A 22,174-nucleotide genomic window follows, 5' to 3' on the forward strand; every position below is an offset into this window, starting at 1 on the left:
CACTTTATTACATGACGGAGCCAATATCCCTTATTAAATCAAAAAAATACGTTCTTCTGTCCACTTAATTTGATGATTAAAGGTTGATGGCATCATTGAAGCTTTGGCATAGCATATTTAATATCCCCTATTAAAAAGTTCATCAAGGTATCCTTTTTGGTTCAGTTCCTCAAAAATCTCCAGACATGCCCAGGCATCTGTAGCGGCATACAATTTTTGTTTTTCTGTCAGCACATCTGCCTCCCAGTTAGACACCTGTTCTGCTTTGGATATGCGTATATTGAGCACCATAGCGCTTAAGTTTCTGACACCAACATTATGAAAACCTATCTTTTTCAGCTCTTCATTGAGGTCAAAAAACGAAAGCGGATTAAAATTTTCATTTAGCTTTTTGAGTGCTTTCAGGTCATCCCTGACAGCCGCCCCTATTTTTATGATATTCGGATCTTCCAATATCCTCTTGATAGCATCTGGAAATCCTATATGATTGAGTCTGAATAAAAATGCGGTATCCAACGTAGATAGCTGCAATAGTGAAACATCATAACTGACTCCTTTTCTAAAGGCAGGCCTTGTTTCTGTATCAAAACCAATTCTCATATACTGCCTCAGCTCACCTACCACATCTGGTAATAGCTGAAGATCATCTATAAGATGAATATCCCCTTCAAACTGTCCCAGGGGCAGATCATTCACTTCATTTTTTGATATCTTAAATGGGATCATACGGCTAATTCCTGTTCTATTTCTTTTAATTCTTCTTCACTGTAAAAATTGATTCCCAACTTAAGATAGCCAAATAAAATGGTCATAAGGGGACTTATAATATTAAAAAAGCAATAGGGAGCATAAGTCAATGTAGCCACGCCAAGCACCGAGGCCTGAGTGGCCCCACAGGTATTCCAGGGCACCAATACGGAAGTTACGGTACCGCTGTCTTCCAGTGTCCTGCTCAGGTTTTCTCCTTTAAGGCCTCGCTTTTTATATATATCTGCAAACATTCTGCCCGGGACCAATATAGCCAAGTATTGATCAGAAGTAGTTACATTAAAGAACATGCAGGTAGCAGCGGTAGATGCTATCAGAGATCCTAAAGAATGAACCTTTGCTATTATAGCCTCTGCTATTACCTTTAACATGCCGCTTTCTTCCATAATGCCCCCAAATATCATCGCACAGATGATGAGCCAGATAGTATACAGCATGCCTGCCATACCACCGGTCACCAGCAGCTCATTGACCACTTCATTGGAGGTGGTTACACTTATAGGCCCATATAGGGCCATCATTACTGTTTTAAAGGCACTATAAGTAAAACTTCTACCAGGCTCTTCAGCCAGTGAAATGATCAGATTCTGCTGAAAAATTACCGCAAAAACTCCGCCTAAAAGAGCACCTGCCAGTAATGCAGGTACAGCTGGTACTTTTTTTAAAATGAGTGCAATAACTATTATAGGGACAATAAAAAGCCATCCATTTATTTCAAACCTCTCTAAAATCACTTCTGATATTTGTTTTACCTGATCAACAGAACCTTCTGCCCCACTTATAAACCCTATGCCCCCAAATATCCCCAAGGTAAGCAAAATAGAAGGCACATTGGTTTTGGTCATATGTCTGATATGGGTAAAAAGGTCAGTACCCGCCATGGCCGGAGCTAAATTAGTGGTATCTGATAGTGGTGACATTTTATCTCCAAAATAAGCTCCCGATATAATGGCTCCCGCGATCAGCCCCTCTTCAAAACCCAGTGCCTTTCCTATACCGAGTAATGCCACTCCTACCGTAGCCACAGTAGTCCAGCTGCTGCCTGTGGCTATAGATACTATGGCACTGACGATACAAGCTGCTATTAAAAATATAGTGGGATTTAATATCTGTAGTCCATAATAAATCATGGCAGGCACGATCCCGCTTATCATCCAGGTACCAGCCAGAGACCCGATCAAAAGGAGAATTAAAATCGAAGACATGGCAGCACTTATGCTTCTGATGATACCTTCCTGCAGCGCGTCCCATTGGATATTTAATCTGAATACTGCTACTAAGGCCGCCAATGCAGATGATATGACCAGTACCATCTGGTTGGATCCAGAAAGTCCGTCAGTACCAAAAATATTGATATTGATCACCAATAAAATAATTAGAAAGGCAATCGGAAATAAAGACTCTAATAGGGTTGGCTTCCGTGGTTTTGTTAACATTTAACGCTTTTGAAAATAATAGGAAAGGGTGAAATTAATAAAAAAATATGATTTTATGTGGATTCGAAAAGGTTTACCAATTCTTTGGCTGCCTGCCAGCCAATAGCCACTCCCATACCCCCCATACGGATGGCCACACCTGTTTTATCATCCAGCAATTTTACGTAGGGAATCTTATTGTTACCAAACCCCATAATACCAGACCATTCCATTTCGAATTCTATGGATGCATTTGGGAAAATAGTTTCTTGAGTCATTTTTACCAAATAGTCCTTAATGACTGCATTGATACCAAATGCATTGGTTTCTTCATTTATGAAATCCATATTCCTGCCTCCGCCTATCAGCAGTCTGCTATCCACATTTCTAAAATAGGTATAGCCTTTATCTACGTGAAAGGCGCCTTCCCAAGGAAAATTTTTTATTGGTTTGGACACCATCACCATCCCTCGCCCTGGCTTCATCTGAAGATCTGGTAGAAACTGACCAGAAAAAGCATTGGTACAAAGGGCTATTTTTTCAGCATGAAAACTTATTTTATTTTTATAGATAGGATTTTTTACATTGACTGTACCGCTTTCCCTATCTATATCCTCCACTTCAGCTCCGGTAAACAGCTGAATTTTCATTTCCTGACATTTATGCCACAGTGCCCGTATAAATTTTCCTGAATCCAACTGCCCCTCATATTTGTTCTTAATTACTGCTTTTACCTTATCTGAAAACTTAAATTTATCAATGTTTGAAACTTTAGTAAACACCGTTTCACCAAATAATGGTTTCAGCATTTTATTGATCCGGTCCATCTGATCCAGACTGCCCAACTCTTCGTTTCTAATGATCTCATACCCTCCTGTTTTTTCGTATCCCAAAAGATCTTCCCCAAAAATTTCAGTGATTTCGGATAATCCGTTATACCGTTTGGCCACCAGTTCTACCACCTCATCTTCACTTAAACGCTCCAAATCATCCAAAATTTCGGAAACACTTCCAAAACAGGCAAACCCAGCATTGCGGGAACTGGCGCCACTTGGGAAAATCCCCCGCTCTACTACCATTACGCTTTTATCAGGGAATTTGACTTTAAGGTGTATAGCTGTAGATAGCCCCACAATACCTGCCCCTATGACAATAAAATCATAACGGATAAAATTTTTCTTTTCCCAGTAACTTATCATTTGAAAAAAAGTGGTTTAATTTCCGTCTCAATTTACTATATTAAACCAACTATTAAAACAGAATTGCCTATTTATACCTCTTCTACCTTATGAGAAAAATCGATGTATTACTTGCTGAATATGGGCTGAGCCACCAGAACCCTACTAATAAGACAATCCACTGGATTTGTGTACCGGCGATTTTCTTTAGCATAGTGGCACTGCTTTTCTGTATTCCCCAGGGTCCATTAGTAGCTTTAGAACCTCTTTTAAGTAACTTTTCCAATTGGGCCACACTGGTACTAGTGGTGGTACTGATATATTATACCACACTTTCTCCCCCACTGGCATTGGGTATGTTTTTATTTTCGGCAGTTTGCCTGGCTGTAGCTAACCTGATAGATATTATCAGCCCTTTTCCACTTTGGTCTATAGGTATCTTAGTATTTATATTGGCATGGGTATTTCAGTTTTATGGGCACAAAATCGAGGGCAAGAAACCATCATTCCTAAAAGACCTTCAATTCCTATTGATAGGACCTGCCTGGCTGATGCATTTTATATACAAAAAATTTGGGTTTGCATATTGACGGTATTAATAGCAGATTATAATTTATTAGGATAAGCCCAAATTATGTGACTGTATATATAAATCTTATTGTATTTTTAAGGTTTAAACCAAATCATCAATTATGTCTTTTTTGCTTGCTTCAGTAGAGTTACCACTTCTTTCTGATATCGTGGTCATATTTGGCCTGGCCACAGGGGTGATTCTACTTTTTATGCGGCTAAAGGTACCTACTATAATAGGTTTTCTCCTTACTGGGGCCATAGCAGGCCCCTATGGGCTGTCGGTAGTTACTGCCTCTCAGGCGGTAGAAGTGCTTTCTGAAATCGGGGTGATCTTACTTCTCTTCGTGATCGGAATGGAATTCTCTCTTAAAAGTCTATTGAGCATCAAAAAAGCAGTCTTTATCGGCGGTACCTTACAAGTGGTACTTACCATTGCCGCTACCACTTTTATCACTTACTTTCTCGGTTATGATTGGAATATAGCTGTTTTCTTTGGGTTCTTATTTTCCCTCAGCAGTACTGCCATAGTATTAAAGCTCCTTCAGGAAGGAGGTCAGGTAAATACCATTTCTGGAAGAACCACTTTGGCCATTCTGATTTTTCAGGATGTAGTCATCGTGCCTCTTATGCTTTTTACGCCTATGCTCGCCGGCGAGTCTGAAAACATTGCCCTTTCCCTGCTATATATGGCTTTAAAAGGGCTTGTAGTGGTAGCGATTACCATCATAAGTGCCAAATATCTCATGCCTAATTTACTTTTCCGGGTGGCAAAAACCAGAAATGCGGAATTGTTTTTACTCTGTATTATAGTTACATGTTTTGCGGTGGCATACCTTACTTCTCTGCTGGGACTGTCACTGGGTCTGGGGGCATTTCTCGCAGGACTTATTATCAGCGAATCTGAATACAGTCATCATGCTACGGGGAAGATTGTACCTTTCAGAGAGATATTTCTCAGTTTTTTCTTTGTTTCGGTAGGAATGCTTTTCGATGTAAGCTTTTTATACCATCACTTTTTTATCATTCTGGGGCTCGTGTTTTTAACGTTTATGGTTAAATTTATCATAGCAAGTATAGCCGTAAAAGCGATAGGGAGTACATTGGAAGAAGCTTTCATTGTAGGATTTTCATTATTTCAGGTAGGGGAATTCTCTCTACTTTTGGCCAAAGAAGGATACCGATACGAATTGTTGGATGATATTACTTATCAGTATTTTTTAGCTATATCCATCATCACGATGGCCATTACGCCATTTGTACTGAATGCACGTGAAAAACTGGCCTACAGTATATTAGACCTGCCCTTACCGAAGCCCATTAAGGATAAAATAGAGCTAGCTAAACCAAAAATCGAACCTGGTATAGAAGAAGATAATGAGCTCCAGGATCATTTGGTGATCATAGGGTACGGCCTTAATGGCAAAAATCTTTCTAAGGCAGCTAAAAGAGCACGCATTCCTTATGCCATAATAGAAATGAATCCTGAAACGGTAAGGACAGAAAAAGCCAAGGGAGAACCGATCATCTATGGTGATGCAGCCAACGAGTCTGTACTGGAGCATGTGAACGTTCATAAAGCCAGAGTCGTAGTCATAGCCATATCCGATAGTGATGCTACTAAGGGCATTTTAATGAACATTAGACACTTTACTCAAAATGCCTTTGTAATCGTGCGTACAAGGTATGTAAATGAAATAGATGCCAATGTAAAACTCGGCGCAGATGAAGTGATCCCAGAAGAGTTTGAGACCAGCATAGAAATTTTTACAAGGGTGCTGAATAAATATCTGGTACCAAAAGATGAAATAGAGGATTTTACCGAAGATGTCAGATCCAGAAATTATGAAATGTTTAGGTCTACCACCGCTATAAATCCAAAGGAAAGATTGAAAATGGCCCTTCCGGAAATCAATTTCGTGTCCTTGAAAATTGATAAAGACAGTGAATATGTAGGTCCTAAACTTATCGACATGAACATCCGTGAAAATACTGGGATCAACATTGTAGCCATCAGAAGGAAAGGAAGAACTTTTACCGATATTTCAGGCGATACAAAATTACGGTTGGGAGATTTGATCTATGTAGTAGGTAAGCCAGAAAGCATACGGGAATTTGAAGAAATCGTCAGTTTATATTAAATATATCATCGTCAATATATCTGGTTTACAACAGCCTTTACCTGCCCGCCAGGAAGGCTAAGTGAAAACTACTTATGTTAGCTGGTCCTTTAAGAAGTCAATTATTATTCATGCTCGATTTTATCTGGGACTAGTATCGTCTTGAAATATTTCTTTTAAACGTTTGAGTGAATGTTGATTGTTTGGTGTATGGATACTTTCTACAATTGATTTTTTTTCTCTTGCTGTAAGTCTCCAGTTAAGTGAGGCCCTTTCTATTTCCACTTCTTCTTGCTGCACTTGATCATTGTCAGCATACCCTACTCGCTCTTTTACAAAATTCCTAGTAGCATATTCGAATTCAATCCTTTCAAGGTCCACCTCCAGGATCTCTCTCATATAATTGTACAACGCTTCATTGTTTAAAGTCTGCACATTATCCCAATTAATGTAAATATTCTTTAATGGTGTCACAATTTTTTGGACAAGACTGGGCGGACGTTTTTTTTCGATTTCTGAAAATTTTTCAGAATCCCTTACAGTTACCAATACTACTCCAGAAGTATTTTCTTCTATCCATTCCCTAAAGACATATAGAAACCGCATGGCATCCTGTATGCCAAAATTATCAGAAAGACCGGCATCCATAAGTTCCATCTGTGGATCAGATGGCAATTGTATATTTGGTGTTATAAAAGGAAATGTAGCCCCCATCCTCAGAGCACTGATGAAGCGAAGGTTATCTGCATCGTGCTTGGAAAAAAACCGCTTAAAATCTATTGCCTGGCTTTTTTCCCTTTGTCCTTCAAACCTTTGCATCGACACGCCCATATAACTCATAGAATGTGGTGAAATAAATAGCTTACGGGCGTCATTAATTATCAGGGGGGTTATGGCCATCATAGGAATTATCCCATTTTTCTCCGGCAAGTAATAATCTTTTAGGGGTTTATCCAATATCCCTTTCGTATTTTGGTTCAATTGAGATTCAAAAGCATACCCCCTATCTTTAAGATACCTTCTCCCATTGTACTCAAAGTATTGGTTTCGGATGAGTAAATCATTGACTAAAAGAGTGAAAATGATAGGATTTAAATTATCAGATGAAATCTGTTTTAAATATTCTTGTGAAGTCACATCTATAGCTGTGTCCGTAAGCGACCTTAAGTAAATTTCTCTGAAAAAACCTGCCCCTATCACTCCGCCTGATGCCCCGGTTATCAGCCGGGCACATTTGAACATCCTCCCCCCCGTAGCAGCATGTGCCTGCTGTAGTACATTCAGGGACCAAAGGGCAGCCCGCTGCCCCCCGCCGCTATTGGCCAATATTACCATTTTGGGTGGTTTGTTCTCCGGGAATTGACTTCTCCAGGTATCCAGTATAACTTTGGTTTCCATCTTATCCATTACTACCGTATCGGGATGAAGTATAGCATTGATCTGTTCGATATCATACCTAGCAGGAGGCGTATCATAATCCAGACCAAATGCTTTATGAGGCCTATTTAGAAGGGTCGTTTGGGAAGTCATATTCACCAATAAAAAAATCAGTATAGCAAGGGCAGTGGCCCAGTTTCTAAGCCAAAAGCTGACGGCACCTACAGCCATGGTAAAGATGGCCAAAAGTAATATGGAACTCATAGCGGCAGGAAACTGCAAAAACTTTTCTTCCCTAAAGAAACCCAGGAAGAGAATTAAAATGACCAATATGATTTGAAGCAAGAATAAATTAAGGTGGTTTTGATCAAATACCCTGAGGAGCTTATGACCTTCAAACCTAAAAAGGTCTTTCCTGACTTCCCTCAGTTTCAAAGAGGGGCTGAGGTAAGTTAATATTTTGTCCCTTCTCTTCTTTTGATCCTTATACCTTGAGATGACATTTGCCCTCGGGATGGAAGCCTTCCGTAATTGTTTGTCTACATTATCGGCAAACAGGACAAAGAAATGCTTGTTGGTCAATCCGAAATAAATGAATAAAAAAATAAATGTGGCTATGCTCCCCCCTGCAAAACCCAGTAAAAACTCTACTATAACCCATGGGTTTTCCAGATCATTGTCCAATTGAAAACGGATCACTGCAAAAATATAGATCAGGTAAAAGATCCCAGGCAGTATGGCATTATTAATACAAAACTGTAAAAAAGGTTTACGGAGAATCGCTAAGAACTTGAACTTAGATCCATCTATGATATACACCGTCATATGGAAAGCCATCGTATAAATGGCAAATCCTATTCCTACCATAAAAAAACCAAGCCAGGTTACTTCATTAAGGTACTCTGGATCCAAAAATAAATAGGGTATTCCCAAAACCTTCCCAAAACCTTCCAATACTATAGATGAAAGCAGCGCCCATATACCTACTAGGGCTATATTTTTACGTACATGAAGTAGAAATAACTGGATTGGAAAGCTATAAAAAAACTTATCCCACATAGGTTTATCTTTTGCTTTCAATTTAATGCAAATAAATTAACCACATATAAAAACTGACATAAATTAAGGTAATATTATTTGGCCTTTCTCAAATAGGTAGTACCTTAGCCCACCATAATCAGATAGAATTGCAATGAGAACTTGGTTTTTGTGTAAAGTAAAATACGCGAAGGAAAATGAGCAGGGATTGCTCAAAAATGTATCAGAACAGTACCTGGTGGATGCGGTATCTTTTACCGAAGCTGAAGCCAGAATTTATGACATGTTGGGAAGTGTCATCAGGGGTGACTTTCAGGTGACCAATATCAGCAAAAGCAATATAGTCGATGTGTTTTTTTATGAAGATGTAGACATTTGGCATAAATGTAAAATCACTTATGTAGTAGCTGATGCTGATAGTGGTAAAGAGAAAAAAGTCACACAATACATGCTGGTAACTGCCCATAATGTAAAAGAGGCCTACGAAAGGATATATGAAAGCATGAGCAATATGCTGGTTAGTTTCAATGTCCCAGATGTGACAGAAAGCCCCATAGTCGAAATTTTCCCTTACGAAAAAGAAGATGAAGAACTTCTCCCCCCTCCAGGAGCTAATCTCCGTCCGGTAAGCGAAGTCAAAGCGGAACAGGAAAGAAGGGATCAAGCTAGGTTTGAACAGGAAAATGCCAGGAAATCAGCCAAAGAGGAAAAAGCGGAAGAGGATCAAGAGGAGTCCGAATATGAAACCAATCTTGAAAATGAAGAAAATTAATTTTTAAAAAGAGCAGCTAAAGGTTGCTCTTTTTTTTGCAATGCAGATTCATTTTTAAACTGATAGGTCTATTTTTTTATTTTTAGAAAAGCCCTTCTGTGGCCAATACGGCAAACTATACCTATACCGCAGTATCAAAAAAAATTAGGATAAGCTCCAATCTCAATATATCAATATAGTGACCCGAATACATATGCTTTTAAGTAGAATACATACCGGGGAAGGATATAAACCGATAGTAAATATGAATATGCTAAGCGGTTTTAAAGTAACACTTAAACTATTATAGATATAATAGCAGGAGATATATTAAACAAAATCGATTTAGTTACCGTAATTAGGCATGAATTTCCATAATTATCCTCTTCCTCTGCTTTTATATTCAAACCAATCTGCTTAGATTGTACAAAATTTTTCAAAAATGGCAAATAAAAAATATGTGTATTTCCTTTCAATAGTGGCGGCACTGGGAGGGTTTCTATTTGGTTTTGATACAGCAGTAATTTCAGGGGCTGAAAGGGCTATACAGGTCCATTGGCAGCTGTCTGATTTCTATCATGGATTGGCAGTGGCAATAGCGTTATATGGCACTGTACTGGGGGCGCTATTTGGAGGATTGCCTGCTGATAAATTTGGGAGGAAACCTACTCTTCTTATGATCGGCTTACTTTTTTTCGTATCTGCCTTAGGGTCAGCCCTGGCCCCCGAAATATATTCTTTTATGATATTCCGATTTATAGGCGGAATAGGGGTTGGAGCATCTTCTGTGGTAGCTCCTATGTATATCAGTGAGATAGCACCTGCCAAGAATAGAGGTCAGCTGGTGGCACTTTTTCAGTTTAATCTAGTATTTGGTATCTTAATAGCCTATCTATCCAATTACCTCATCGGCACAGCAGCTCTTCAGGACGCCTGGAGATGGATGCTGGGCGTGGAAGCCATCCCAGCCATTATATATACTGTAATGGTATTTAAAGTACCTGAGAGCCCTAGATGGCTGGTAACAAATAGAAATGACATTACCCAGGCGCGGGACATTCTAAACAGAACGGATCCAGATTCGGCAGCTTCTATCATTCAGTCTACATACGAAGAAAATAAAACGAATCAGTCCAAATCAAGATTCTGGAACCTCTTTGATCCAAAGTTCATCAGTATAACCGGTCTAGCGATTATGATAGCAGTATTCAACCAGGTATCAGGTATCAATGCCATCATTTATTTTGCTCCGAGGATATTCGAACTAGGAGGCATTTCGGCAGAAAACGCACTATTTTCCACCATAGGAATCGGTGTAGTGAATTTGATAGGTACCATGTTTGGTTTGTTTCTAATCGACAGGATAGGACGAAAAAAACTGATGATTATAGGATCCATCGGATATATCATTTCATTGGGTTTGATCAGCCTCAATTTTATGGGGGGTATAAGTATGGAAGGCCCTCTCCTACCCATATTTGTATTTATTTTCATTGCTTCCCATGCCATTGGGCAGGGAAGTGTGATATGGGTGTTCATTTCGGAAATATTCCCTAATTCACTTAGAGCCAGCGGACAGTCATTGGGATGTTTTACCCATTGGATATTAGCAGCAGTCATAGCTAATATATTCCCCTACCTGGCTACTACTTTAGGTCCAGCATATATATTTGGTTTCTTTTGTTTCATGATGGTAGTGCAGTTACTTTGGGTATTGTTTATCATGCCGGAGACTATAGGCAAATCTTTAGAACAAATAGGCAAGAACTTAAAAAAGGAAACGATATGAAAAAAATCGTTTGTTTCGGTGAAGTATTATGGGACCTTTTTGGAGATAAGCACCTTCCCGGAGGTGCTCCTATGAATGTGGCTCTCAATTTAAACCAACTGGGATTTCACAGCCAAATGATCTCAAAAGTAGGGAATGATCTATCTGGAAAGGAATTATTGGTTTATTTAAAGAAAAGAAAGATGGATATGCATCTTCTGTCTCAAGACAAGAACCTACCTACCGGAAAAGTCATTGTAGATGACAGTGACCACCAAAATGTAAAGTATGACATTGTGGCTCCCGTGGCTTGGGATGCCATCGAGTGGACAGAGGCAACCCAAAATGCAGTAGATAAAGCCGAAGCCTTTATCTATGGTAGTTTAGCAGCCAGAGATGTCATCAGTGCAGTCACTTTAAATAAATTGCTCAGCACCACTACTCTGAAAATATTTGACATAAACATAAGGGCTCCTCATTATAAAATGAATCAGATGGAAGACCTCTTACGCCAAGCTGATATCCTCAAAGTGAATCAAGAGGAAGTCCAGCTTTTAGCAGAATATCATAATTTTTCTTCTGAGCTCAATATAGCCAGTGAAAAATTAGCAGAAGCTTATGGTCTTAAAATGGTATGTATCACCCGGGGTAGTGATGGGGCTTTGCTATATTACCAAGGCAAGTATTATGAACATCCGAGCTATCAGGTGGTAGTCAAAGATACAGTGGGATCAGGAGATGCTTTCCTTTCTGGTTTGGTTTATAGCTATCTTCATAATATGTCCCCGCATAAAATGTTAAACTTTGCCTGCGCCATGGGGGCTTTGGTAGCCACTCACCAGGGAGCCACCCCTACCTATTCGTTACAAGACATCAACAGTATAATAGACCACGGAGCTTAAACCACTACCCGCCGTCCCTCTTTAGCAGATTTGAAAATAGCTTCCACTACTTTGATATCTTTAAGCCCTTCTTCACCGGGAGCAATAAAGGGGGCCTTTCCCTTTATTGCTTTGGCATCGTTATCCATTTGAACTGCCTGCTGACTTTTTACTTTATCAGAGAAAGTAGTACCATCACTACCTGAGCCTTTAAGACCATTATAGGATTGGAAGGGTTCTAATCTAAAATCCCCATTTTCTGCAGTGACTATTAATCTTCCCAGATTTATCCCAAAGCTTGTTATACAATTGGCGTAAAGACCATCCGGAAATTCCAATATGAAGTTCATCGTTTCATCTACTTCCTTAAATATCTCTGGACGGGTAGTACTTTCGTAGGCCATGACGGATACAGGTTCTTTTTGATAAATATAGCGAGCACCATTTATACAATAAACCCCCATATCATAAGTAGCTCCTCCGCCTAATTCAGCATCCAATCTCCAGTGTCCAGTTCTGGTATCATGGAATCCTGCAGCTGTTTCTATCATTCGTGGTGCTCCAAATTTTTTGTTTTGAGCCATTTCTTTAAATTTTTGTGTATTGGGCTCATGCTGCATTCTGTATCCTATGGATAGACGCACATTGTTCTGCTCACATGCATTTATGATAGCCTGACATTCTGCCACTGTTTTGGCCATCGGTTTTTCACACCAGACGTGTTTTCCTGCATGGGCAGCCTTTATAGCATACTCTGCGTGCATACCGGAAGGAAGCACTATGTATACCACATCAATATCCGGATTATCAGCTATAGTGGAAAAATTATCATAGTTGTAAATGTTATCATCTGGTATATCATATTTTTTCTTCCAAGTTTCTGCTTTACTGGGAGTACCTGTAACTATGCCTGCTAGGTAGCAGTGATCGGTATTTTGAAGTGCTGGGGCAAGCTGCCCTGAGCTATAACCTCCCAAGCCCACCAGTGCCACTCCTAATTTTTCCTTTCGGTTGGTAGGCCGATTTGAAGGCATCAAAAAGGGAATAGTGGATAGAGACAGGGCTGACCCGGTCAGTGCAGTGCTATGCAAAAATTTACGTCGGTTCATATGACAGTTTTTAGAAAGGTCAATATACATAAGTATTAAACACCCTAAATATAAATGGCAATAGTCAGTATTTTGTTTCAGCTATACTGAAATTCTGCCTATTAAAATAAACAGTTATACCAAACCATTTAATCCGGAGCAAAAAAAAACCGGTATGACCGGTTTTTTTTTAGTGCCTGCATATTCCTAAAAGTCCTTGCCCAAAGAAATCTTTATCACATTATTATACGAATCCAGACCATCATAATTGACACTGGTAAGACCAAAATCATAGCTTCCCTGAAGATTAAAGCCTAACGGCAAATTCAGACCTACACCTACTACCCCACTCAGATCATAATTTCTTAAATTATCTGTATTGGTAAAGGAGGTAGCCCCGCTGAAATTTCTTCCTACCAAATATGATGCCTGTGGCCCAGCAAATATATTTACCAATGGCAGCAAAGTGAACCTTACCAGGACAGGTACTTCTATTGTATGAAACCTATCAGAACTTTCACCACCTTGGGAAGAACTTAAAGAACGAAATCCTTTTTGACTGTACTGTATACCCGGTTCTACTGACCATAAACCTAAGAAATTCATTCTAAAATACGTACCTGCATGAAACCCTGTGAAGGTATCAGCATCAATTCCTGATAGGTTAGGATAACTTAATCCAGCACGCACTCCTGCATTGAGAAACTGAGCTTTGACCTCATGGACACTGACCATGCACATCACTAGCATTATGATTACTATAGTAAATTTTTTCATCTGATTATAATTTGTTTTTCAAAGGCTACATGAAACTTCGCAAATGCTATAATCATCCCTGTCGTTGATGCTATTATCATACTCGGTTTCACTGGTATATATTTTATTTAATCGTCATAACTTAGCCCGACCTGAAGGATGGGATGGAATCTCGCATGCTATTCCTGATAATTAACGGAACCAGCAGTGTATTCCATGCTGTGTGATGTATTAGATCACGCCCGGTATAATAGCTGATCCTAAATTAAAAAAAGCAAGCTCTCGATGAGCTTGCTTTCATGAATGTGTTTAATTAGAAACTATATCCTAAGGAAATTTTAAACCCTCTATTATAGATATTGGCATCACTGTCTTTAAATACAGGAGTCAAACCCAAATCATAGCTACCCTGAATATTCAATCCAATAGGTAAGTTATAGCCGAGACCGAAAACCAGACCTGCATCAAGGTTATTGACCGCATCAGTATCCCACTGGAAGGTATTACCTAGGAAATCACCTTCAAATGTAGATCCAAGTAAAATAGAACCCTGAGGACCTGCAAAGATATTCAATCCATCCGTAGCGTAAAATCTTAATAAGATAGGTACATCAATATAGCTAAGCACCGCTCTAGAGTTAAGAAAATCATCATTTTGACTTCCCTTTACAGAATAATAAGCACCTGGTTCAATAGAAAACCTGTCTGTTACAAACATATTGCCATAGATACCGGCATGAAACCCTACCCTATTGGTATAGCTATCCAAAGATGCGTCCCCGCCATTCCAATTATAGAAGTTAACACCACCTCTGATACCAAAAGTAGCTTGCTGATCTGCTGCTGGAGTTCTTACTTGTGCATTGGCAGTGACAGATAAAGTTACTAATGCCACGATTGCTAGAAATACTTTTTTCATAATTTTTATAGTTGGTTATTTTAACCACCATATACGAATACCATGCCAATACTAGTTCTTAAAATAAAATAACTACATTTTAAAAAAGGCGAATGGAAGGTGTTATTGTACTTTTTTTTCTATATAATTTGAATTTAAAATGGCTAGTGCCCCCATATATTTGAGGTGGAATTTTATGAGATCTCCCACCTGCTTTTGATCTTTATTATCCCCTAGATCTAGGATGAGCATATCTGAACTGGCCCCCAATATTTCAAATTCACCTTTCACGGGGATAAGGTATTTAGGATCAACATCTAAAAGCCCTATATCCAGAATAGCCCTATAGCTGGATTTACCATAAAGTGATTCATCTATATCGGCTATGGTGCCCTGAGGATTGGCCGCCAATATTCCTGTAGGAAGAAGGGGTTTTTCCTGCATTTCTATGATCTCAGCAAATAGCTCAAAAACATCTCCCTCCATACCATCTATGACTTTTTCCTCAAACAGATCTACACCGAAATATAATGTCTCCCCTATCCTGAAATGGTTTACTCCTTTGGGCAGCTGACTTCTAAGCATCAGCGGAATCGTCACAGACGTACCTGCTGAAACCCATGGAATCCGTTTATTAAATTTTAATTCTATGATCTGTTTATATAAACAAAGTTGAATTAGCTTATCAGTGGATGGCATGACGCCATTCAAACAGTTCAAATTAGTGCCCAGGCCTATGATATCAATATTAGGAAGTTCGAAAACATTAGCATAAAAATCAACCAGATGGTCCCCCATCACGCCTTCTCTTAAATCTCCGGTCTCCACCATGATGATGATCTTATGCTTTTTGTTCTGCTTTACGGCTTCTTCACTGATCCAGCGGATAGTGTTTAATTCACTGTTTAGACTCACATCAGCGTATTTGACCATAGAGGAAATGTTCCTTTTGGAGGGCGGTTTGATATATACTGTCTGCACGCTGGGTGCTATCTCTTTTACGGTAGCTAGGTTACTGATCCTGGAATCATGGATTTCTCTGACTCCGAGGCTGATCAGTTCTTTGATATATAATTTATTACCGCAGAGCAGTTTAGAGACTACTCCCCATTCTACATCATTCGCCTGAAAGCTGTTTTTTAGAAAATTAAAATTTTTCTCAAGTTTATCCCTATATAAGTTTAAAAAGGCCATTTCATTTTTTTAATCTCATTTCCAAATATTTATTTGTAAAACCCAATCTTTCATAGAGTTTTTTGGCAGGATTATCAGGTTCGACATGTAGTGCTATATCACCGGATGCATTTTCTATGGCTGTTGCCATTATTTTCCGGCCTATACCCTTTCCCCGCTGACTGCTATCGACTGCGATGTATACCAATATATATTCAGGAATATAACCGGTCATACCTGTTTCATTCAGCACCACAGCACCTACTATACTACCTTGTTCCCGTGCCAGTACCACAAAGCCTCCCCCACGTCTCATATCAGGAGTAAGGGCATAGTCAAGACATTTCATGATATCCTCTTTTGGGTCTCCATACTGATCCAGGTGTTGGAAGAGAAAAGAAGCGATTTCATCTTTTTGAGAGAGTATAGGCTGGTCTGATGCTGTAATAGTTTCAATCTGAATCATATGATATATATCTTATCTGGATTTAATATTAGTTTTTTTATTTTTTCCGTAGGTATGTACAAGCAAAAACACTGCTAATGACATTAGCACTCCAAAGAGATTGGGATCCAGTTCTAAGGGTAACTTCCAACCTCCCAAAGAGAGAAGTAAGGTAGTGCATCCCCCACCGATCATAGAGGCCATAGCAGCTAGAGCATTGGTACTGTTCAAAAAAAGTCCGGCCAAAAGCGGTACCAAAAGGCCTGACACCATAAAGGCATAGGAATATATCATTAAGGTGAGCACATTGCTCATCTGCCAAGCTATCAGTAAAGCACATGCTCCTATTATTAAAGTAAACAGTTGACTGAGTCGCATATTTTTCTTGTCCGTCTGTCGATCAAAATATTTTTTGAACAAATCGGTAGTAAGGTTTCCTGAGGCAGCCATTAAGCAAGAGTCGGCGGTAGACAGCACCGCCGAAAAATAGGCGGACATCATTAAACCCATTATCCCTGCAGGTAACACCGTACTGAGCAGAATCGGCAGTCCCATTTCGGGATCAAAATCAGCTATACCTACTCCTATAAGCCCTTGATCGTAGGCCACTCTAGCTAATAACCCCAGGGATACACCCAGAAAAGCCATAACAGGCCATTCAAAAAACCCTGCTATAAACCATGCTTTTTTGGCAGATGCTTCATCTCTACTTGCAAATATCCGCTGATAAAGTGTCATACCTACAAACCAAATAGGCATTATAGTAATGCCCCAATTCACAAAATCCTGCCATCTGATATTGGTAAGGGTAAAGAATTCATCCGGCAGGGTGGATCTGATGCCATCCCATCCACCTACATGAAAGTAAGATATCGGCAGCCCTATAAAGATAAATCCCATCAGTAGGATGATCCATTGAATGGTATCGGTATAAATCACAGCCTTCAGACCGCCTAATACGGTATATACCACTGCTATTATCCCCATTATAATCAGGGCCATATTAAGGTCCAGTGCAGGAAATGTGCCCGAGGCCAACTTAGCTCCTGCCAGCAGCTGGGAAGATGTAAAGCCGAGGTATCCCACAAAACAAATTATCCCTGCCACCACGGCAACCTGGTTATTATATAGATATTTAAATATCTGGGGAAAGGTATAGAAAGAAGCAAATGCTGGATTAGATTTAACTTTTGGGATGAGATAGACCGCAGCAAGCCAGGCCCCCAGAAGTCCAGTAAACAACATCCAGCTTCCCGACAAACCCATCACAAAACCCAGCCCCCCCAGGCCTACAGAAAACCCCCCTCCTACATCTGTAGCTACTACAGACAGTCCTATATGCCAGGGCCCAATATCTCTTCCTCCCACATAATAATCATCCTGCCCTTTATTACTTTTCATAAAGTAATATCCCACACCCAACATTACCACCATGTAGATGAAAAATATTACCAGATCAATCAATGCCATACCAAAAATAAATAATTATCTAAAAGAAAGATTTATATGAATTTTCGAAGTTAGCTGTTTATTGCAGGATTTAAAAGAATAGCTGTTTTTATAAATTAATATCAACCATGAGGACAATTAAATATTGAATTCACAATATTTATAACTATAAATATTGTATAGAAAAATTGCGAGTTTTCAAACTGGCGATACAATCCATCAAAGCTATAAAAAAATTTAAAACCGGAAACAAAAAATTAAAAGCCAATCCATCACTATGAATTGGCTTTAAAAATTTAATTTTTACTATATACAAACCAATCTATATCTGCTGTCCGATGACATCCCCAGTTTCTAAGAAATCCGTCATCCATTAAATACATTGTTTCTTTTAGCTCCTCATCATAACTGTTACTTTCTTGAGGGGACATATTACATCCATAAACGATGTCTGAGCTAACATTCTCATCAAATTTTAGTTCTAGAATAAATCTTACATTTTCATATCCTTCAGTGGTACGGGCAGAATCAGTAAAGTTAAAAGTCCCACTTGCATGATATTCCAATTCAGTTCCTAACCTATGTTTGATGAAAGTTCCATAGGGATAAAAGGTATAAGATTCCCAAATGTACATATCATCTCCCGTCAATATATCCTGGGTCCAGTGGCTCCTTATCTCCGCTAACTCCCAAGTCCCTTCCATTCCTTGATCCGGAGTTTCATCCGAATTGCAGCTGAAGCATATGGCTGAAAAAAGAACAACAAATGCTGATAAATATCTGTTTTTCATAGTGATATTGGTTAAGTATTTATAAATAAAACATTTTTTAATATAGATCCAATGAAATTAAATTATGCCCTGATACTATTAAATGATTTTTTAAAAAAAATTTACTTCAGATATAACTGTATAAAAAAAGCCAGTAACATGACCGGCTTTTTTTTAATTTGTCGTAGTTTATACATTGTCACTACTCAGTACCGCAGAGAAATATTCCCTGTTCATTCTGGCTATATTGGACAACTTAATGCCTTTAGGACATTCAGCCGAACAGGCACCTATATTAGTACAGGCACCAAATCCCTCTGCATCCATCTGAGCTACCATGTTTTCAGCCCTTGATTTACGCTCCACCTGTCCTTGGGGCAATAATGCCAACTGAGATATTTTGGCAGAAACGAAAAGCATAGCCGATGCATTTTTGCAGGCTGCTACACATGCTCCACAGGATATACAGGTCGCAGAATCAAACGCTTCATCCGCTATAATTTTCGGTACCGGTATTTCATTGGCATCGGGTACACCACCTGTATTGACAGATACATAACCTCCTGCTTGAATGATCCTGTCAAAGGCCGATCGGTCAGTCATCAGATCTTTTAAAACAGGAAAACCTTTGGCCCTCCAAGGCTCTATGGTGATCACGTCGCCATCAGCAAAGGACCTCATATGCAGCTGGCAGGTTGTGGTCTGCTGAGGACCATGTGGATGTCCGTTTATATACAGTGAACATGCCCCGCATATTCCCTCCCTACAGTCATGATCAAAGTGAACAGGGTCTTCTCCCTTTGCCGAAAGCTCCTCGTTAAGTACATCGAGCATTTCCAGAAAGGACATGTCAGTAGATATTCCTGATACTTTATAGTCTACAAAACCACCTTTATCTTTATGGTTTTTTTGTCTCCAAACTTTTAATGTTAAATTCATCATTATTTAAGTGCTTTAATTGATGATAGATTACTTGTAACTTCTTTGGGTCAACTTCACGTTTTCAAATTTCAGCTCCTCTTTGACAAGCTCAGATTCTAACCCTTCTCCTGTATATTTCCAGGCAGCTACGTATGCGAAGTTATCATCATCACGAAGTGCCTCTCCTTCCGGAGTCTGGTATTCTTCTCTAAAATGGCCTCCACAGGATTCATCTCTGTTTAATGCATCATCCACCATCAACTCCCCGAGTTCAATAAAATCTGCCACCCGGTGTGCTTTTTCCAAAGACATGTTCAGCTCATCAGGGGTTCCCAAAACCTTGACGTCCCTCCAAAACTCAGCTTTAAGCTCCTTGATCAGCCCTTTAGCTTTCGTAAGCCCTTCTGCATTTCTCGCCATCCCACAGTATTCCCACATGATCTTACCTAGTCTTTTATGGAAATGATCTATGGTTTTTGTGCCTTTAATGGATAAGAATTTCTGTATCTTATCAGTAATCTCTTTGGCAGCCTTTTTAAACTCATCATGATCTGCGGTAACAGTCTCCTTTGACATACCTGCCAGATAATCTCCCAGTGTATAAGGGATCACAAAGTAACCATCTGCCAGACCCTGCATCAAAGCAGAAGCACCGAGCCTGTTAGCACCATGGTCTGAAAAATTAGCTTCTCCCAATGCATATAGTCCAGGTACGTTGGTCATCAAATTATAATCTACCCAAAGCCCACCCATGGTATAATGCACCGCTGGGTAGATCATCATAGGCTCTTTGTATGGATTATCTCCGGTAATCTGCTGGTACATATCAAATAGGTTACCGTAACGGCTTCTGATAGCATCTTCACTGTCTCTTTTGATCGCATCTCTGAAGTCCAAGAAGACAGCTTCACCTGTTTCATTTACCCCTCTTCCTTCATCACAGACATATTTGGCGTTTCTGGAAGCCACATCTCTGGGAACAAGGTTACCAAAAGAAGGATATTTTCTTTCCAGAAAATAATCCCGGTCCTCTTCTTTTATGTCCGCTATTTTTATCTGTTTTTTTCTTACTTTTTCTGCAATTTCCACAGTCCTAGGAACCCATACCCTTCCGTCATTTCTGAGTGATTCAGACATCAGGGTCAGTTTGGACTGATGGTCTCCTGAGACCGGGATACAGGTAGGATGTATTTGGGTAAAGCAAGGGTTGGCAAACAAAGCACCTTTTTTATGTGCTCTCCATGCCGCGGTCACATTAGAACCCATGGCATTGGTAGAAAGGAAAAATACGTTTCCGTACCCTCCTGTACAAAGTAGCACTGCATGTGCACTGTGAGATTCGATGGTGCCGGTAATCAGGTTTCTGGTGATGATCCCTCTGGCTTTGCCTTCTACCGTCACCAGGTCCATCATCTCCGTCCTGGGATATAATTTCACTTTACCGTTTGCCACCTGCCTGCTGAGCGCAGAATAAGCCCCTAATAATAATTGCTGTCCGGTCTGTCCCCTGGCGTAAAAAGTACGGGATACCTGGGCACCACCAAAAGAACGGTTGGCCAATAACCCCCCATATTCTCGTGCAAATGGCACTCCTTGGGCAACACACTGATCAATTATATTGACAGAAACCTCTGCCAATCTATATACATTAGCTTCTCTGGCCCTGTAATCGCCCCCCTTTACGGTATCGTAAAACAACCTGTAGACAGAATCCCCATCATTTTGGTAATTTTTGGCAGCATTTATCCCTCCCTGGGCCGCTATGGAGTGGGCCCTTCTGGGACTGTCCTGAAAGCAAAATGCTTTTACATTATAACCTAGTTCGGCCAAAGATGCTGCTGCTGAGGCACCCGCTAAACCAGTCCCTACCACTATGACCTCATATTTTCTTTTATTGGCAGGGTTAACCAGCTTTACGTTAAATTTATGCTTATTCCATTTTTCGGCTAATGGTCCTTCGGGTATTTTAGAATCGAGTATCATATTAAAATGGTAATTTTTCTGGTGCTGATATAAAGAAGTAAATATAAAGTGGCATGCTGGCAAATAAAGCCGGCACCACGATGGCAAATGCCCTACCTATAAATTTAATAGCAGGGGTATATTTTCTATGATTTAAACCCAATGTCTGAAATGCACTGGCAAAACCATGTGAAAGGTGAAAACCAAGAAAGATCATGGCTATCACATATAAAGCCACCATCCATTCTACCTGAAAGGCCCAAACAACTACAGCATATAAATTTTTATATACACCTGTATCATAAGTGACCTGTTGGATTTCTCCCCAGTGCATACGGTACCAAAAGCCCTGTAGATGAACAACCAAGAAAATCAGAATAATCGTTCCTAAAATCCCCATGTTTCTGGAGCTGAAGCTGCTTTCCTTTGGAGGATCAACTTTGGCATATGCTACCGGCCTAGCCCTTTTATTCAAATAGGTCAGCAAGATGGAATAAATAATATGTACCAAAATGGATACATAAGTAGTGATGGATAGTATCTGGACAAACTGATTGGTGGTCATGAAATCGGCATATTCATTAAATGCCTGTCCGCCATCATCCTTGAATAAAAGCAGGTTACCCGTAACGTGCCCTATTAAAAATATAATGAGAAACAAACCCGTCAGAGCCATGATCAATTTCTGCCCCAGAGTACTTTTGAAGGTCTTGGTTACCCAACTCATAAACTTTTTCTTTAGTGTATTTTTGTATAAAATGATGTTTATTAATACTTAGTCGCCAAATTTACATTTGGAAACCTTATCAAACAATCAATCTTATACGTCCACAGCTTATTTTAAAA

At 39.6% G+C, this 22,174-nt stretch carries 19 protein-coding genes; 5 read left to right on the forward strand and 14 right to left on the reverse strand.

What is annotated here, in order from left to right; genetic code table 11:
- Positions 1–117 precede the first annotated feature (117 nt).
- Genes EL17_RS04310 through EL17_RS04320 form a run of 3 tightly spaced genes read right to left on the reverse strand, consistent with a single transcriptional unit; the run spans position 118 to position 3,382 of the window.
- Entirely contained in the window at positions 118–726 is a 609-nt protein-coding gene (locus tag EL17_RS04310) for a 3'-5' exonuclease (RefSeq protein WP_035070673.1), read from the reverse strand.
- The gene (gene nhaC / locus EL17_RS04315) at positions 723–2,204 is read right to left on the reverse strand and encodes a Na+/H+ antiporter NhaC (RefSeq protein ID WP_035070676.1); all 1,482 of its coding nucleotides are present in this window, start codon (positions 2,202–2,204) and stop codon (positions 723–725) included. Before nhaC ends, EL17_RS04310 begins: the two co-directional genes overlap by 4 nt.
- A gap of 53 nt (positions 2,205–2,257) precedes the next feature.
- Positions 2,258–3,382, reverse strand: a complete 1,125-nt coding sequence (locus EL17_RS04320; RefSeq protein WP_035070678.1) for an NAD(P)/FAD-dependent oxidoreductase — start codon at positions 3,380–3,382, stop codon at positions 2,258–2,260.
- 89 nt (positions 3,383–3,471) lie between these two features.
- Between EL17_RS04320 and EL17_RS04325 the strand changes: the two genes are divergently transcribed.
- A complete protein-coding gene (locus EL17_RS04325) occupies positions 3,472–3,951 on the forward strand; it encodes an Mpo1 family 2-hydroxy fatty acid dioxygenase (protein WP_035070681.1) in 480 nt (159 codons plus the stop codon).
- A 102-nt stretch (positions 3,952–4,053) separates the two neighbouring features.
- Entirely contained in the window at positions 4,054–6,072 is a 2,019-nt protein-coding gene (locus EL17_RS04330; RefSeq protein ID WP_035070684.1) for a cation:proton antiporter domain-containing protein, read from the forward strand.
- Between the two features lie 120 nt (positions 6,073–6,192).
- On the opposite strand, the gene EL17_RS04335 is transcribed toward EL17_RS04330, so the two are convergent.
- On the reverse strand, positions 6,193–8,487 hold the full coding sequence (locus tag EL17_RS04335; RefSeq protein WP_035070689.1) for a patatin-like phospholipase family protein: 2,295 nt from the start codon (positions 8,485–8,487) through the stop codon (positions 6,193–6,195).
- A gap of 133 nt (positions 8,488–8,620) precedes the next feature.
- On the opposite strand from EL17_RS04335, the gene EL17_RS04340 reads away from it, so the two are divergent.
- From EL17_RS04340 to EL17_RS04350, 3 genes are all read left to right on the forward strand, one after another.
- Positions 8,621–9,238, forward strand: a complete 618-nt coding sequence (locus EL17_RS04340; protein ID WP_035070691.1) for a DUF4494 domain-containing protein — start codon at positions 8,621–8,623, stop codon at positions 9,236–9,238.
- Positions 9,239–9,659: 421 nt separating this feature from the next.
- Positions 9,660–11,006, forward strand: a complete 1,347-nt coding sequence (locus tag EL17_RS04345) for a sugar porter family MFS transporter (RefSeq protein WP_035070696.1) — start codon at positions 9,660–9,662, stop codon at positions 11,004–11,006.
- Complete coding sequence (locus EL17_RS04350) at positions 11,003–11,887, forward strand: carbohydrate kinase family protein (protein WP_035070702.1); 885 nt, start codon at positions 11,003–11,005, stop codon at positions 11,885–11,887. Before EL17_RS04345 ends, EL17_RS04350 begins: the two co-directional genes overlap by 4 nt.
- On the opposite strand, the gene EL17_RS04355 is transcribed toward EL17_RS04350, so the two are convergent.
- The 10 genes from EL17_RS04355 to EL17_RS04400 form a co-directional block, all read right to left on the reverse strand.
- Complete coding sequence (locus EL17_RS04355) at positions 11,884–12,975, reverse strand: Gfo/Idh/MocA family protein (protein ID WP_035072050.1); 1,092 nt, start codon at positions 12,973–12,975, stop codon at positions 11,884–11,886. The genes EL17_RS04350 and EL17_RS04355 overlap by 4 nt on opposite strands.
- A gap of 186 nt (positions 12,976–13,161) precedes the next feature.
- Positions 13,162–13,731: a porin family protein gene (locus EL17_RS04360; protein WP_035070707.1), complete on the reverse strand. Its 570-nt coding sequence runs from the start codon at positions 13,729–13,731 to the stop codon at positions 13,162–13,164.
- A 292-nt stretch (positions 13,732–14,023) separates the two neighbouring features.
- Entirely contained in the window at positions 14,024–14,629 is a 606-nt protein-coding gene (locus tag EL17_RS04365) for a porin family protein (RefSeq protein ID WP_035070713.1), read from the reverse strand.
- A 102-nt stretch (positions 14,630–14,731) separates the two neighbouring features.
- Complete coding sequence (locus EL17_RS04370; protein WP_035070719.1) at positions 14,732–15,802, reverse strand: alanine racemase; 1,071 nt, start codon at positions 15,800–15,802, stop codon at positions 14,732–14,734.
- A gap of 1 nt (position 15,803) precedes the next feature.
- A complete protein-coding gene (locus tag EL17_RS04375) occupies positions 15,804–16,247 on the reverse strand; it encodes a GNAT family N-acetyltransferase (RefSeq protein WP_035070724.1) in 444 nt (147 codons plus the stop codon).
- Between the two features lie 12 nt (positions 16,248–16,259).
- A complete protein-coding gene (locus tag EL17_RS04380; protein ID WP_035070727.1) occupies positions 16,260–17,696 on the reverse strand; it encodes a sodium:solute symporter family protein in 1,437 nt (478 codons plus the stop codon).
- Between the two features lie 275 nt (positions 17,697–17,971).
- Positions 17,972–18,466 (reverse strand): hypothetical protein, encoded by a 495-nt coding sequence (locus EL17_RS04385; protein ID WP_035070730.1) that lies wholly within the window; start codon positions 18,464–18,466, stop codon positions 17,972–17,974.
- A 168-nt stretch (positions 18,467–18,634) separates the two neighbouring features.
- Complete coding sequence (locus EL17_RS04390) at positions 18,635–19,384, reverse strand: succinate dehydrogenase/fumarate reductase iron-sulfur subunit (protein ID WP_035072051.1); 750 nt, start codon at positions 19,382–19,384, stop codon at positions 18,635–18,637.
- A gap of 30 nt (positions 19,385–19,414) precedes the next feature.
- On the reverse strand, positions 19,415–21,349 hold the full coding sequence (locus tag EL17_RS04395) for a fumarate reductase/succinate dehydrogenase flavoprotein subunit (protein WP_035070733.1): 1,935 nt from the start codon (positions 21,347–21,349) through the stop codon (positions 19,415–19,417).
- 1 nt (position 21,350) lies between these two features.
- A complete protein-coding gene (locus tag EL17_RS04400; protein WP_035070737.1) occupies positions 21,351–22,055 on the reverse strand; it encodes a succinate dehydrogenase cytochrome b subunit in 705 nt (234 codons plus the stop codon).
- Positions 22,056–22,174: the final 119 nt, after the last annotated feature.

The sequence above is a fragment of the Anditalea andensis genome, from assembly GCF_000714815.1.
GTDB classification, from domain to species: domain Bacteria; phylum Bacteroidota; class Bacteroidia; order Cytophagales; family Cyclobacteriaceae; genus Anditalea; species Anditalea andensis.

Bases quoted from the DNA above. Each gene is read 5' to 3' on its own strand.
- EL17_RS04385 (WP_035070730.1), bottom strand. From the start codon at position 18,466: ATGAAAAACAGATATTTATCAGCATTTGTTGTTCTTTTTTCAGCCATA.
- EL17_RS04365 (WP_035070713.1), bottom strand. From the start codon at position 14,629: ATGAAAAAAGTATTTCTAGCAATCGTGGCATTAGTAACTTTATCTGTC.
- EL17_RS04395 (WP_035070733.1), bottom strand. From the start codon at position 21,349: ATGATACTCGATTCTAAAATACCCGAAGGACCATTAGCCGAAAAATGG.
- EL17_RS04355 (WP_035072050.1), bottom strand. From the start codon at position 12,975: ATGAACCGACGTAAATTTTTGCATAGCACTGCACTGACCGGGTCAGCC.
- EL17_RS04400 (WP_035070737.1), bottom strand. From the start codon at position 22,055: ATGAGTTGGGTAACCAAGACCTTCAAAAGTACTCTGGGGCAGAAATTG.
- EL17_RS04375 (WP_035070724.1), bottom strand. From the start codon at position 16,247: ATGATTCAGATTGAAACTATTACAGCATCAGACCAGCCTATACTCTCT.
- EL17_RS04360 (WP_035070707.1), bottom strand. From the start codon at position 13,731: ATGAAAAAATTTACTATAGTAATCATAATGCTAGTGATGTGCATGGTC.
- EL17_RS04345 (WP_035070696.1), top strand. From the start codon at position 9,660: ATGGCAAATAAAAAATATGTGTATTTCCTTTCAATAGTGGCGGCACTG.
- EL17_RS04320 (WP_035070678.1), bottom strand. From the start codon at position 3,382: ATGATAAGTTACTGGGAAAAGAAAAATTTTATCCGTTATGATTTTATT.
- EL17_RS04330 (WP_035070684.1), top strand. From the start codon at position 4,054: ATGTCTTTTTTGCTTGCTTCAGTAGAGTTACCACTTCTTTCTGATATC.
- EL17_RS04370 (WP_035070719.1), bottom strand. From the start codon at position 15,802: ATGGCCTTTTTAAACTTATATAGGGATAAACTTGAGAAAAATTTTAAT.
- EL17_RS04340 (WP_035070691.1), top strand. From the start codon at position 8,621: ATGAGAACTTGGTTTTTGTGTAAAGTAAAATACGCGAAGGAAAATGAG.
- nhaC (WP_035070676.1), bottom strand. From the start codon at position 2,204: ATGTTAACAAAACCACGGAAGCCAACCCTATTAGAGTCTTTATTTCCG.
- EL17_RS04325 (WP_035070681.1), top strand. From the start codon at position 3,472: ATGAGAAAAATCGATGTATTACTTGCTGAATATGGGCTGAGCCACCAG.
- EL17_RS04380 (WP_035070727.1), bottom strand. From the start codon at position 17,696: ATGGCATTGATTGATCTGGTAATATTTTTCATCTACATGGTGGTAATG.
- EL17_RS04310 (WP_035070673.1), bottom strand. From the start codon at position 726: ATGATCCCATTTAAGATATCAAAAAATGAAGTGAATGATCTGCCCCTG.
- EL17_RS04335 (WP_035070689.1), bottom strand. From the start codon at position 8,487: ATGTGGGATAAGTTTTTTTATAGCTTTCCAATCCAGTTATTTCTACTT.
- EL17_RS04350 (WP_035070702.1), top strand. From the start codon at position 11,003: ATGAAAAAAATCGTTTGTTTCGGTGAAGTATTATGGGACCTTTTTGGA.
- EL17_RS04390 (WP_035072051.1), bottom strand. From the start codon at position 19,384: ATGAATTTAACATTAAAAGTTTGGAGACAAAAAAACCATAAAGATAAA.